General features: G+C 54.4%; 10 protein-coding genes. 7 read left to right on the plus strand and 3 right to left on the minus strand.

What is annotated here, in order from left to right; all coding sequences use genetic code 11:
- Nucleotides 1-3: 3 nt before the first annotated feature.
- Both bacA and folB read right to left on the minus strand, forming a co-directional pair.
- Nucleotides 4-828: an undecaprenyl-diphosphate phosphatase gene (gene bacA, locus H0S68_RS21460; protein WP_004948342.1), complete on the minus strand. Its 825-nt coding sequence runs from the start codon at nucleotides 826-828 to the stop codon at nucleotides 4-6.
- 131 nt (nucleotides 829-959) lie between these two features.
- Nucleotides 960-1,319 (minus strand): bifunctional dihydroneopterin aldolase/7,8-dihydroneopterin epimerase, encoded by a 360-nt coding sequence (folB, locus tag H0S68_RS21465; protein ID WP_006320572.1) that lies wholly within the window; start codon nucleotides 1,317-1,319, stop codon nucleotides 960-962.
- Between the two features lie 107 nt (nucleotides 1,320-1,426).
- Between folB and plsY the strand changes: the two genes are divergently transcribed.
- The 4 genes from plsY (at nucleotide 1,427) to H0S68_RS21485 (ending at nucleotide 8,186) form a co-directional block, all read left to right on the plus strand.
- Entirely contained in the window at nucleotides 1,427-2,065 is a 639-nt protein-coding gene (plsY, locus tag H0S68_RS21470) for a glycerol-3-phosphate 1-O-acyltransferase PlsY (protein ID WP_046372586.1), read from the plus strand.
- Nucleotides 2,066-2,361: 296 nt separating this feature from the next.
- Entirely contained in the window at nucleotides 2,362-4,512 is a 2,151-nt protein-coding gene (gene fhuA, locus H0S68_RS21475; RefSeq protein ID WP_410529011.1) for a ferrichrome porin FhuA, read from the plus strand.
- Between the two features lie 141 nt (nucleotides 4,513-4,653).
- Nucleotides 4,654-6,450, plus strand: a complete 1,797-nt coding sequence (locus H0S68_RS21480) for an ABC transporter ATP-binding protein (RefSeq protein WP_410529012.1) — start codon at nucleotides 4,654-4,656, stop codon at nucleotides 6,448-6,450.
- Entirely contained in the window at nucleotides 6,444-8,186 is a 1,743-nt protein-coding gene (locus H0S68_RS21485) for an ABC transporter ATP-binding protein (protein WP_410529013.1), read from the plus strand. Before H0S68_RS21480 ends, H0S68_RS21485 begins: the two co-directional genes overlap by 7 nt.
- A gap of 62 nt (nucleotides 8,187-8,248) precedes the next feature.
- Here H0S68_RS21485 and tsaD read toward each other — a convergent pair whose 3' ends face one another.
- On the minus strand, nucleotides 8,249-9,262 hold the full coding sequence (tsaD, locus tag H0S68_RS21490; protein WP_020828723.1) for a tRNA (adenosine(37)-N6)-threonylcarbamoyltransferase complex transferase subunit TsaD: 1,014 nt from the start codon (nucleotides 9,260-9,262) through the stop codon (nucleotides 8,249-8,251).
- Between the two features lie 327 nt (nucleotides 9,263-9,589).
- On the opposite strand from tsaD, the gene rpsU reads away from it, so the two are divergent.
- The 3 genes from rpsU (at nucleotide 9,590) to rpoD (ending at nucleotide 13,683) form a co-directional block, all read left to right on the plus strand.
- Nucleotides 9,590-9,805, plus strand: coding sequence for a 30S ribosomal protein S21 (gene rpsU / locus H0S68_RS21495; RefSeq protein ID WP_001144069.1), 216 nt, complete (start codon nucleotides 9,590-9,592; stop codon nucleotides 9,803-9,805).
- A gap of 136 nt (nucleotides 9,806-9,941) precedes the next feature.
- Complete coding sequence (gene dnaG, locus H0S68_RS21500; RefSeq protein ID WP_046372583.1) at nucleotides 9,942-11,690, plus strand: DNA primase; 1,749 nt, start codon at nucleotides 9,942-9,944, stop codon at nucleotides 11,688-11,690.
- A 157-nt stretch (nucleotides 11,691-11,847) separates the two neighbouring features.
- The gene (gene rpoD / locus H0S68_RS21505; RefSeq protein WP_020831770.1) at nucleotides 11,848-13,683 is read left to right on the plus strand and encodes an RNA polymerase sigma factor RpoD; all 1,836 of its coding nucleotides are present in this window, start codon (nucleotides 11,848-11,850) and stop codon (nucleotides 13,681-13,683) included.
- Nucleotides 13,684-13,718 lie beyond the last annotated feature (35 nt).

A 13,718-nucleotide genomic window follows, 5' to 3' on the forward strand; every position in this document is an offset into this window, starting at 1 on the left:
CGCTTACATGAAGACCATGTAAACCACGGCGGCAACGATAAAACGATAGATGGCGAACGGCACAAACGAAATGCGTTTGATCAGCGACAGGAAGGTTTTTATCGCGATCAGCGCTACGACGAAAGCGGTAGCAAAACCGACGGCGAACATCGGTAAATCGCCCATCGTCAGGAAGTGCAGACTCTTGTACAAGTCCAGCCCGCTGGCACCGATCATCATCGGCACCGCCAGAATGAAGGAGAACTCGGAGGCCGCATAACGGTTAACGCCCACCAGCATACCGCCGGCAATGGTCGAACCTGAACGGGAAAAGCCCGGCCACAGCGCCAGACACTGGAAGCAACCAATCATAAACGCCTGGCGGTAGGTGATGTCATCCAGCCCTTCAGCGCTCGGTTTTTTCGGCTTCAGCCATTCCGCCGCCAGCAACAGGAAACCACCGACCACCAACGCATACATCACGTTTTTCGGTGCGAACAGCGATTTGATGAAATCATGGAGCAACAGCCCCAGCACTACTGCGGGGATCATCGCCAGCAGGATATGGCCCAGTTTCAACCGGCCCGCCGTTTTGCCTTCGTGCTCAACCGGCTTACCGCCGAAATGAATGCCGATCAGCCCGAACAGACGGCGCCAGAACATCACCACCACCGCAAGAATCGACCCCAACTGAATGATCACTTCAAAGGTTTTGGCCTTATCGCCGGTAAAACCCAGCCACTCGCCAACGATGATCATGTGCCCGGTAGAAGATACCGGCAAAAATTCAGTTAACCCTTCAACCACCCCAAGAACAAACGCAATAAACAGTGAATGCATGTCCGCCATGTGCTTCGATCACCCCATAAATTTACGGCTATAAACATAAAAAAGCGGCAGTGCTCAATACATTGCCGCTAAAACAATTCTCAGGTTCAGACCAGGTTAACGGCCTTTAGTTGCACCTGTATGACAGAACATCACACCGGACGGGTACCACGCTCAATAATCACCCCAACCCGGCTGGCATGTGCAACAGCGCCCGGTTTGCTGACCTTAATACGGACCCAGGGGGAATTGAAGCGCTGGAGCAATATTTCAGATATTTCCTCTGCCACCCGCTCCACCAACGCAAAGCGATTTGGCTCCACGTGCTGGATGATGGCTTCACTGATATCGGCATAGCTCAGACAGTCGTTCACGTCGTCGCTGGCAGCTGCCTGGCGGTTATCCCAGCCCATTTCGATATCGAACACCAGCTTCTGGCGAATGTTTTGTTCCCAGTCATAAACGCCAATGGTGGTGATTACGGTAAGTTCTTCTATAAATACGATATCCATCACGTCATTCTCTGTTTTTGGCCTTGCCGGATACCACTTCCAGCGGAATATGCGTATTATCCCTTTATGTTGCGAGTAAAACGACCCTTATTAAACGGAACCGCGTTATGAGTGCTACCGCGCTTGGCATGATTATCTTCGCGTATCTGTGTGGCTCAATTTCCAGTGCGATCCTGGTTTGTCGGATCGCCAGGCTGCCCGATCCGCGTGAACATGGCTCAGGGAATCCAGGGGCTACCAACGTCCTGCGCATCGGCGGTCGCCTGGCGGCGGCGGCGGTGCTGGTTTTCGATATTCTCAAAGGAATGCTGCCGGTGTGGCTGGCATACAAGCTTAATGTCCCGCCGCTGTACCTGGGGCTGACGGCAATTGCCGCCTGCGTTGGGCACATCTATCCGGTGTTCTTCCATTTCCGTGGCGGCAAGGGCGTGGCAACGGCATTTGGTGCCATAGCACCGATAGGCTGGGATCTGACCGGTCTGATGACCGGTACCTGGTTGCTGACCGTGTTGCTCAGCGGTTACTCTTCGCTGGGCGCGATTGTCAGCGCGCTGATTGCCCCCTTCTACGTTTGGTGGTTCAAACCGCAGTTCACCTTCCCGGTAGCCATGCTGTCATGCCTGATCCTGATGCGGCACCACGACAACATTCAGCGCCTTTGGCGTGGCCAGGAAGGAAAAATTTGGGGCAAATTCCGCAAGAAAAAGCCTGAAGCGGTTGAGCAGGAAACCAAAAAAGAAGAGTAACTCATAACGCCAGGGCAGGTCAGCCTGCCCCGAATTAACCCGGTTTCTGTTCCCCACGGTGCCCGTTTTTTTGAGTTATCACTCTATCGTCGTGAATATATTGCGTTTTCCCGCCAGGGTAACGCCTCTGCTTTAATAATGTCCCTCTTTCAAAATCGCATGAATTGCCAAATCCCCCCATCGCTAATGATTATCATTAGCGACAATTAAATATTGTCATTCCCTAAAGATGGATCATCAATAAAATGCCTATGAAGACTATTCGGCGCCTGATAATAAAACAGCCTAACCTTTTTATGCTGCTGGCAGGAATATGTACCAGTTCATTGGCTTATGCCGCAGGGGAAAACGAAAGTGTCATTACCGTTTACGGCGAGGGAAATACGGCAGAAGAAGTCATAGGTTCCAATGGAACCTATGCCGCCAAACAAAGCGTTACGGCAACAAAAACCAGCACCCCATTAATCAAAACTCCTCAGTCTATTTCCGTTATTACGCAAGAAGAATTACAAACCAAACGCCCAGCCACCATTAAAAATGCGCTCAACTATACGCCGGGTGTAATGACAGGCAACAGCGGCAGTTCGAGCATATTTGATAGCGTCATGATCCGGGGATTCAATAACGTCAGCCAGAATATCTATTTGGACGGTTTGAAATTACAAGGGGATATGTATGCCGACAGCAAAGTGGATCCGTATTTTTTACAGCGGGTAGAAGTTTTGCGCGGTCCGGCCTCGGTGCTGTATGGCAAAAGTAACCCCGGCGGCGTTATTTCCAGCGTCAGCAAGCGTCCACAAAAGCAGCCATTGCATGAATTACAGCTGCAGGCCGGCAACCATCACGAATGGAAAACCCAATTCGATTTCAGCGACGCTCTTGATGATGAAGAAGCATTGGCTTACCGCTTAACCGGTAATTATTACGAAGCGCACAGCCAGCAAAAGGGCGAGCGCGAAAAACGCTATGCCATTGCGCCTTCTTTGCTTTGGCAGCCGTCGGATAAAACCTCGCTGTTGTTTCAGCTGTCTTTACAAAACGAGCCACGCACCGGTTATTACGGCTGGCTGCCAAGCGAAGGAACTTTGACTTCCGGCGAATTCGGCAAATTGTCTCCTTCTTTTAACGAGGGCGAGCCCAGCTATAACCGTTTCGAACGCCAGCAGCGCACGGTGGGCTATCAGCTTGATCATGCCTTCAACGATACCTGGTCCTTCCATCAGGCCGTCCGCTATCAGCATACCAAGGTCAACTGGCGCAGTATCTATGGCAACGGCCTATGCAACCTAATGACCTGCATGGGAGTGGCACCCCAGCAATACGGCACCACCTTGTCCCGCGCAACCATGGTCAGCGACGAGAGATTGAATGGGTTAACCACGGATACCCGGCTGGAAGGGAAATTGAACGCCGACAGTTGGCGCCACACCCTGTTGATGGGGATCGACTATTCGCAGCTGCGCAACGATCTGCAAAACAAGATGGGCTCTGCCGCGCCGCTCAATCTGGTGAACCCGCAGTATGGCAACCATGATGTGCTTTATTTTGGCGACACCCATACGATTAACAAAAACCACCAGTTAGGCACTTATCTGCAGGATCAGGCCGAATGGCAGAACTGGGTATTCACGCTGGGCGGCCGCTTTGACCACAGCGTCGTAAAAACCCATGAAAGCAGTAATATGACGGGCGCGGAATCCTCATCCAGCATCACGGATAATGAATTCACCTGGCGTGGCGGCGTTAACTATGTTTTCAATAACGGCATCGCACCTTACGTGAGCTATAGCGAGTCATTTGAACCCAATAGCGGCAACAGTTTATCAGGCCAGGCTTTCAAACCTTCCCGAGGGAAGCAATATGAAGCCGGGATTAAATTCATCCCTGATAACGCACCGGTTTCTGCCTCTATCGCCGCATTCCAACTGACCAAAGACAATAATTTACGCCGTGATGCCCTTAACCCTTATTACAATGTGCAGGAAGGCAAAATCCGCTCTCGCGGGATTGAAATTGAAGGTAAGGCCGCACTCACTTATAACCTTAATTTAATCGCAAGCTATACCTATACCCATGCAGAGTTCCGCGATAACTCCGGTAATAATGGTCATACTCCAGCCATGGTGCCTAAACATATGGCTAATTTGTGGACCGATTACACCTTTAATCAAGGCTGGCTAAATGGGCTGAGCCTCGGCGGTGGTGCACGTTATGTGTCAAGCACCCCGGGTGACGATGGGAATAATTTCAAAGTCCCGAGCTATACGGTTTTTGATACCGCCATAAAATATCAACTGGATGATATCCCCGGACTGGAAAACGCAGAAATTGCTTTAAACGTAAATAATCTTTTTGATAAGCACTATGTTTCCTCTTGCTTTACCAACAATACCTGTTCATGGGGTGCGGAACGGCAAATCCTCACCACATTAACCTTGCATTGGTAATAACAAATATTACAGCCATATTCTTTCGAAATTATATTGAGCTACATGTCGTGCTTTAATTATGGCGTTTAATTTTCGCCACTCTATTTCTTGGCCAATCTTGGCCAAGAATCCTTATTTATATTCCTCAGGGGAGTTATTATGAGTAGTCATCAAACGGGGGCCGGTAAGCCTGGTCCGATCGGGCGACTGCTGCGGCCTATACGTGGGAGCCTTATTGTCGCCGGGGTACTGGCAGCTATCGGCACAATATTCACGCTGGTGCCGTTGGCGGGCATTGCCCATATTGCCGTCATTGTTTTGGGTCATCAGGAACAAACAGGAGCCGCTACTCCGTTGCTGGCGGCGGGTGGGATTGGCGACAGCGTCGTCGTCTGCCTGGTCAGCCTGTTTGTCGGCTTAATCATTGTCACCCTGGCCGAAGTGCTCGCACACCTGGCGGATAACCGCATTACCCATGGCCTGCGCATTACGGCGGCCCGGCGTCTGGCACAGGTGCCCTTGGGGTGGTTTAGCGACCGTGCCTCAGGCGAAGTGAAACAGGCGATGCAGGACGATATTGGCACCCTGCACGATCTCACCGCCCACTTTTTCACCACGCTGGGACGCACAATCGGCGCGATGCTGATCTCGGTTATCTACATGTTCGTCATGGACTGGCGGATGGCGATCGTCTCGATCATTCCTTTCTTCCTGTTCTTCTTCATTTTCGGCAGGGCTCAGAAAGCCGGAGCGCCCCATATGGGCGAGTTTGTTAAGGGATTAGGCCGTATCAATAATGCCGTAGCCGAATTCGTTAACGGCATCCCGGTGATCAAGACCTTCAGCGGCGGCGGCAAAGCACACAGCAGCTACCGTAAAGCGATCGCCTCCTTTACCCAGGTATTCACCCGTACCATGAGCCCGGTGATCAAGACCATCGCGCTGGCGAATGCCATCGTTGCTCCGGTGACCGTATTGGGGGTGGTGTTGGTTTTCGGTACCTTGTTTGTGGCACTGGGCTGGCTTGAACCGCTTAACGTCTTGCCGTTCGCCCTGGTCGCACCGGGTATTTCCGCCCCGCTGCTGCTAATGGGCTTTATTACCCACGGCCTGCGTAATGCCACAGGGGCAGCGGAACGCATACAATCGCTGCTGGACACGCCGATCCTCACGCAGCCGGAAGTGCAGCCAATGCTGAAAGACGCGGAGATCCGTTTCGAACAAACCGGTTATTCCTACAATAGTGACAGTCACGTGCTGGCAGACATCAACCTCAGCCTGAAACCCGGCAGCGTAACCGCCATCGTCGGCCCATCCGGTGCGGGCAAATCCACTCTGGCACGCTTGCTGTTGCGCTTCTTCGATCCGACGCAGGGGCGCATCACGCTTGGCGGCGTCGATCTGCGCGAAATGAGCTCGACCCAGCTTTATCAACACATTGGTTTCGTGCTGCAGGAAGTGAAGCTGATCCACGCCAGCCTGCGAGAAAATATTGCGTTGGGTCGCCCCAATGCCAGCATGCAAGAAATCGAAGCCGCCGCCAGGGCTGCCAATATTCACGATCATATCCTGAGCTTGCCACGGGGCTACGACTCGGTGGTCGGGGAGGATGCAAAACTCTCCGGGGGTGAACAGCAGCGCGTAAGCATTGCGCGCGCCGTACTGTTGAACCCACCGATTTTGGTACTGGATGAAGCCACCGCCGCCGCTGATGCGGAGAACGAATACCTTATTCAGGAAGCCCTTTCCAACTTTGCCAAAAATCGCACGTTACTGGTGATTGCCCATCGGTTAGATACCATCATGCACGCCGATCATATCGTTGTGCTTGAGGACGGCACGATCCGCGAACAAGGCAACCATGCCGAGTTGTTGGCCGGCCAAGGCCGCTATGCTCGCCTCTGGGCTGCGGGGGGTTACGAAAACATGACGAAACAGGCGGATCAACCATGTTAAAAACATTTATGCAGTTGCTCGGCAACGATGCTCCCATATTCCGTCGTTATATCGGCATGGCCGCGCTTTACGGTGTGTGTTGCGGCCTGACGCTCACCACCTTGGTGCCTATAGTCGGCTATCTGCTGCAAGGTGAAGTCTACACGGCTGCCGGTTGGCTGATAGCGCTTTTCGCCGGCGTACTTTTGAGCTGGCTGTTGCGCAGGCGCGTCGATTTCGCCGGCATGAACGTAGGTTCATCGCTGTTACTGACCGCCCGTCAACGCATTGGCGACCATGTGGCTACCTTGCCTATCGGCTGGTTCACTCCTGATAATACGGCGCGACTCAGTCATGTGGTTTCTCAGGGGATGATGGATGTGGCGCAACTCCCGGCGCACCTTTTTACACCGATCGTCAGCGGTGTCGTCACGCCGCTGGTGCTGGTGATAGCGCTCTGCACCCTGCAGTGGCAAATGGGGTTACTGGCGCTGGCGGCCCTCCCCCTGATTGCCGGTATTTTCCTGCTCTCAGCGCGGCTCGGTACCCAGGCTGACGAAGCCTTCCATCAGGCATCCGCCCACACCAGCCAACGTATGGTGGAGTTTGCTCAGGCACAGTCCGTACTGCGTGCCTTCAATGGCGAAGGCGGCGGGACCCGTTTCCTCGAACAGGCCATCGATCGGCAGTATCAGTCAGGCAAGCGGCTTATTTATATCTCCACGGCCTCTGTGGTGCTCAACTCCTGGGTAGTGCAACTGGTGTTTGCCACCCTCTTGGTCACCGGAGCCACGCTGCTGAGCCATTCTCAGGGGAACCTGCCGGCTATCGGTAGCGCCGTGGGGACGGTGATCGCCCTGATGCTGGTTAGCCGCTTTATCGACCCGTTGCTGGACGTTGCCAGTTATGGCGAAGCCCTGCGAAACGCCCGCGGCCAGTTAAATGCCGTCAGCGAAATTTTAGCCATTACCCCCTTGCCCGAACCTCAACAGGCGCAACGGCCACATGACGGCTCGCTGGAGCTGCGCGATGTTTCGTTCAGCTATTCGCCAGAACAGGCTGCCGTACTGCGCGGGGTCAGCTTTAAGGTTGAACCCGGCACCATGACCGCACTGGTTGGCGCATCCGGCTCGGGTAAAACCAGCCTGGTTCGTTTGATTGCGCGTTTCTTTGACGTCACCGGCGGGGCAGTGATGATTGGCGGAGCCGACGTACGCCAGATCCCTAACGAACAATTGACGGATCAGATCAGCCAGATTTTCCAAAATACCTACCTGTTCCAAGGCAGCATTGGCGAAAACATCCGTCTGGGTAAGCCGACGGCCAGCGATGAGGAAGTATTGATGGCCATCGAACAGGCCGGGGCGGCAGAAATCATCGAACGGCTGCCCCAGGGGCTGGATACCCCGGTAGGGGAAGGCGGCGCACGGCTTTCCGGCGGCGAGCGCCAGCGTATTTCTATCGCCCGCGCGCTGATTAAAGACGCCCCTGTTCTGCTGGTTGATGAAGCGACTGCGGCACTGGATCCCGAGAATCAAGCGATCATCGCCGACACCCTGGCACGGCTGCGCGGCAAGAAGACGTTGATTGTCATTGCGCACCAGCTGTCGACGGTAGCGATGGCCGATCAAATTCTGGTACTGCAAGACGGAGAAATTGCTGAACGCGGCACCCATGCCCAGCTTGAAGCCCTGGGGGGACGCTACGCGCATTTCCTGACTCAGCGGCACAGAACCAAAGGTTGGCGTATTGCCTGACTGAAAACTGAAAAGGCTCCCACTGGGAGCCTTTTTTTTGGCTACGGCAAGAGCCGACCTAATCAGACGGCAGGCAGCTCAGCCAATGGCCAGCGCGGCCGTACCGAAACGCTCAGCTCCGGATTAGCGCCGCTTTTCAGCCGCACCATGCCTGCGTAAGCGATCATCGCACCGTTATCGGTGCAAAACTCCGGTCGGGCGTAAAACACTTCACCGCCGCGCTTATGCATCATTTCTGCCAGCTTGGTTCGCAGCGTACGGTTGGCGCTGACGCCACCGGCCATCACCAGGCGCTTAAAGCCGGTTTGTTCCAGCGCGCGCTTGCATTTGATCGCCAGCGTATCCACCACCGCATCTTCAAACGCCCGGGCTATGTCAGCACGCGTCTGATCGTCATTGCCGTTGGAGCGAATGGTATTGGCGGCAAAGGTCTTCAGCCCGGAGAAGCTGAAATCCAGCCCTGGCCGGTCGGTCATCGGGCGTGGGAAGGTGAAACGCCCCGCCGTGCCCTGTTGCGCCATCTTCGACAGCATCGGCCCGCCAGGGTAGTCCAGCCCAAGCAGCTTGGCGGTTTTGTCGAAAGCTTCACCGGCCGCATCGTCGACCGATTCGCCCAGCAGTTCATATTCGCCGATACCGGTCACGCTGATCAGCTGCGTATGCCCGCCAGACACCAGCAGCGCGACAAACGGAAACGCCGGCGGGTTATCTTCCAGCATCGGCGCCAGCAGGTGGCCTTCCATATGATGCACCGGCACCGCCGGCACATTCCAGGCAAACGCCAGTGCGCGGCCAATGGTGGCTCCGACCAGCAGCGCCCCCACCAGGCCCGGCCCGGCGGTGTAGGCAACGCCGTCGATATCCGCCGCGGTCAGGTTCGCTTCCTTCAATGCCGCCTGAATCAACGGCACGGTTTTGCGCACGTGATCGCGGGAGGCCAGCTCCGGCACCACGCCGCCGTAGTCGGCATGCAGTTTCACCTGGCTGTACAATTGGTTGGCTAATAAACCGGCCTGATCGTCATACACTGCAATTCCGGTTTCATCGCAGGAGGTTTCTATGCCCAGTACTCGCATTACATTTCCCATCATTCACGTGCGGCCGCCAGTTTAGCACAATCGGGCCTGTTTACCGCCAGCGTGGCGTACGCTTGTCACCATTATTGGGCTATGTTGATGATTACAGCCACAAATGCCGATTTGATTAAAAACGAGCATTTTTTTCTGATTAGTCTATAATCAGCGCCCGATGCAAAATTGCGCATGTTTTACCAGGGTGGCCGCAGGTTTCAATTTGCTGTGGTGCTTTACAAAGCAGCATCCGTTGAAGTAAAATTCCGCACCATTTTGAAATTGCTGGCGCTTGGCCAGCAGCAAACCGAATTTTATTGAGGTGAGAGGCACATGCCTGTAATTAAAGTACGTGAAAACGAGCCATTTGACGTTGCTCTGCGTCGTTTCAAACGCTCTTGCGAAAAAGCGGGCGTTCTGGCTGAAGTTCGTCGTCGTGAGTTCTATGAAAAACCGACTACCGAACGTAAGCGCGCTAAAGCTTCTGCTGTGAAACGTCACGCGAAGAAACTGGCTCGCGAAAACGCACGCCGCACTCGTCTGTATTAATTCTTCGGGGGCAACCCCGCCGCGTGAATTTCTGATTTTAAAAATCGCGCAGACCGAGTAGTTGCATACGAAGGCCGTGCTTTCCGAAAGGAATGCGCGGCTTGTTCTCGTTTATAGGCTAGTAAAGTAAGGGCTTATGGCTGGACGAATTCCGCGCGTATTTATCAATGACTTGCTGGCTCGCACCGACATCGTCGATCTGATCGATGCCCGGGTAAAGCTCAAGAAGCAGGGCAAGAACTATCACGCGTGCTGTCCGTTCCACCACGAAAAAACGCCTTCATTTACGGTTAATGGCGAAAAGCAGTTTTACCACTGTTTTGGTTGTGGTGCGCACGGTAACGCCGTCGACTTTCTGATGAATTACGACAGGCTCGAGTTTGTCGAAACCATCGAAGAGCTGGCCACCATGCACGGACTGGAAGTGCCTTACGAGGCGGGTTCCGGACCGACGCAAATCGAACGCCATCAGCGTCAAAGCCTGTATCAACTGATGGAACAGCTCAGCGCGTTCTATCAACAGTCACTGCATCAGTCCTCCGGCACGCCGGCGCGCAATTATCTGCAACAGCGCGGACTGAGTGACGACGTTATCCGTCATTTCGCCATCGGTTTTGCACCTGCCGGTTGGGATAACGCATTAAAGCGTTTTGGTCGTGACGCCGAGTCACGCCTGGCATTGAACGATGCAGGCATGCTGGTGACTAACGATCAAGGACGCTCGTACGATCGTTTCCGTGAGCGCGTAATGTTCCCTATCCGCGACAAACGCGGGCGAGTGATCGCCTTTGGCGGACGCGTATTGGGTGACGGCATGCCGAAATACCTGAACTCACCGGAAACCGAAGTTTTCCACAAAGGTCGTCAGCTGTACGGCCTGTATGAAGCGCAACAGAGCCACCCTACCCCGCAGCGATTGCTGGTAGTGGAAGGCTATATGGACGTGGTGGCGCTGGCGCAGTACGGCATCGATTATGCCGTCGCCTCGCTTGGCACCTCGACAACGGCCGAACATATTCAGCTGCTGTTCCGCGCCACCGACAACGTTGTCTGTTGCTATGACGGTGACAGAGCCGGTCGCGAAGCGGCATGGCGCGCACTGGAAACCGCGTTGCCCTATCTCAATGACGGGCGTCAACTGCGGTTTATGTTTTTGCCCGACGGCGAAGACCCGGACACATTGGTACGCAAAGAAGGCAAAGAGGCCTTCGAACAGCGAATGGAGCAGGCGCAGCCGCTTTCCACTTTCCTGTTCGAAACCCTGATGCCGCAGGTAGACCTGAGCAGCCCGGACGGCCGCGCCAAGCTGAGCACGCTGGCACTGCCGCTGATTACTCAGGTGCCGGGCGAAACGTTGCGCTTGTACCTGCGCCAACAGCTCGGCAGCAAGCTGGGTTTGCTGGATGACAGCCAGTTGGACAAGCTGATGCCCAAGCAAGCCGAAAATGCGAATACTTATCAGGCGCCCCAGCTAAAACGCACAACCATGCGTATACTGATAGGGTTACTGGTACAAAATCCGCAACTGGCTACACTTATCCCTTCGCTTGAGGGATTGGAGCAGACCAAACAGGCGGGTTTGCCGCTGTTTGTCGAGCTGGTGCAGACCTGTCTGGCTCAGCCAGGGCTGACAACCGGCCAACTGTTGGAGCAGTATCGCGACAACAAATTGAGCCAACAGCTTGAAACCTTGGCAACATGGAACCATATGATCGTTGAGGATATGGTTGAACAGACTTTTTTGGATACTTTAGCCAGCCTGTACGACTCGGTACTGGAACAGCGGCTGGAGACATTGATCGCACAGGCCAGAACCCATGGCCTCAGCCCGGAAGAACGTGAAGAAGTCCGTTCTTTGAATCAGGTGCTGGCGAAGAAAAACTGAATACCAAACGGCTTAAGTGCCGATAAATGCGAGGGCAGAGCCCTGCAATATGCCGCCACAGTGGGCCGCGGCAACAACAAAAACGCCCCAAATGCTATTGTTGGCGGTTTCGCCGACCGACACCAACCCAAATACTCTGAAGTGTGGATACCGTCTTATGGAGCAAAACCCGCAGTCACAGCTAAAGCTACTTGTCACCCGTGGTAAGGAGCAAGGCTATCTGACCTATGCTGAGGTCAATGACCATCTGCCGGAAGATATCGTCGACTCCGACCAGATCGAAGACATCATCCAGATGATTAACGACATGGGCATCCAGGTTCTGGAAGAAGCACCGGACGCCGACGACCTATTGCTTGCTGAAAACTCAAACAGCACGGACGAAGATGCGGAAGAAGCTGCCGCTCAGGTGTTGTCCAGCGTTGAGTCTGAAATCGGCCGTACCACCGACCCGGTGCGCATGTACATGCGCGAAATGGGGACCGTTGAACTGCTGACGCGCGAAGGCGAAATCGACATCGCCAAGCGCATTGAAGACGGCATCAACCAGGTGCAGTGCTCGGTTGCCGAGTACCCGGAAGCCATTACCTATTTGCTGGAACAGTACGATCGCGTCGAAGCGGGCGAAGCTCGCCTGTCCGATCTGATCACCGGCTTCGTCGATCCTAATGCGGAAGAGGACATCGCCCCTACCGCTACCCACGTGGGTTCTGAGCTGTCTACCGAAGAGCAGAACGACGACGACGAAGAAGAAGATGAAGACGAAGAAGAAGACGACAACAGCATCGATCCTGAGCTGGCCCGTCAGAAATTCGCCGACCTGCGCGATCAGTACGAAGCGACTCGTGTCGTCATCAAAAAGAACGGCCGCAGCCACGCCAGCGCAGCAGAAGAAATTCTGAAGCTGTCTGAAGTGTTCAAGCAGTTCCGCCTGGTGCCAAAACAGTTCGACTTCCTGGTCAACAGCATGCGTACCATGATGGACCGCGTTCGTACTCAAGAACGTATCATCATGAAGCTGTGCGTTGAACAGTGCAAAATGCCGAAGAAAAACTTCGTCACTCTGTTCGCCGGCAACGAAACCAGCACCACCTGGTTCGAAGCGGCGCTGGCAATGGCCAAGCCATGGTCAGAGAAGCTGAAAGACGTCGCCGAAGACGTGCAGCGCAGCCTGCAGAAACTGCGTCAGATCGAAGAAGAGACCGGCTTGACCATCGAGCAGGTGAAGGACATCAACCGCCGCATGTCTATCGGTGAAGCGAAAGCCCGCCGTGCGAAGAAAGAGATGGTTGAAGCGAACTTGCGTCTGGTTATTTCTATCGCCAAGAAATACACCAACCGCGGCCTGCAGTTCCTGGATCTGATCCAGGAAGGCAACATCGGTCTGATGAAAGCGGTAGACAAGTTTGAATACCGTCGTGGTTATAAGTTCTCGACTTACGCCACCTGGTGGATCCGTCAGGCTATCACCCGTTCTATCGCCGACCAGGCGCGTACCATCCGTATTCCGGTACATATGATTGAGACCATCAACAAGCTCAACCGTATTTCGCGCCAGATGCTGCAAGAGATGGGCCGCGAACCGACGCCGGAAGAGCTGGCTGAACGCATGCTGATGCCGGAAGACAAAATCCGCAAAGTGCTGAAGATCGCCAAAGAGCCGATCTCCATGGAAACGCCGATCGGTGATGATGAAGATTCACATCTGGGCGATTTCATCGAGGATACCACCCTCGAGCTGCCGCTGGATTCTGCCACCTCGGAAAGCCTGCGCTCCGCAACGCACGACGTATTGGCCGGCCTGACTGCCCGTGAAGCGAAAGTGCTGCGTATGCGTTTCGGCATCGATATGAACACTGACCATACGCTGGAAGAAGTGGGCAAACAGTTCGACGTTACCCGTGAGCGTATTCGTCAGATCGAAGCCAAAGCACTGCGTAAACTGCGCCACCCAAGCCGTTCCGAAGTGCTGCGCAGCTTCCTGGACGACTAAGGTTCAGCTGTTGACAAAAAACCCCGGCTCGCCGG

Source organism: Serratia sp. AXJ-M (genome assembly GCF_046531865.1).
Lineage (GTDB): Bacteria > Pseudomonadota > Gammaproteobacteria > Enterobacterales > Enterobacteriaceae > Serratia > Serratia liquefaciens.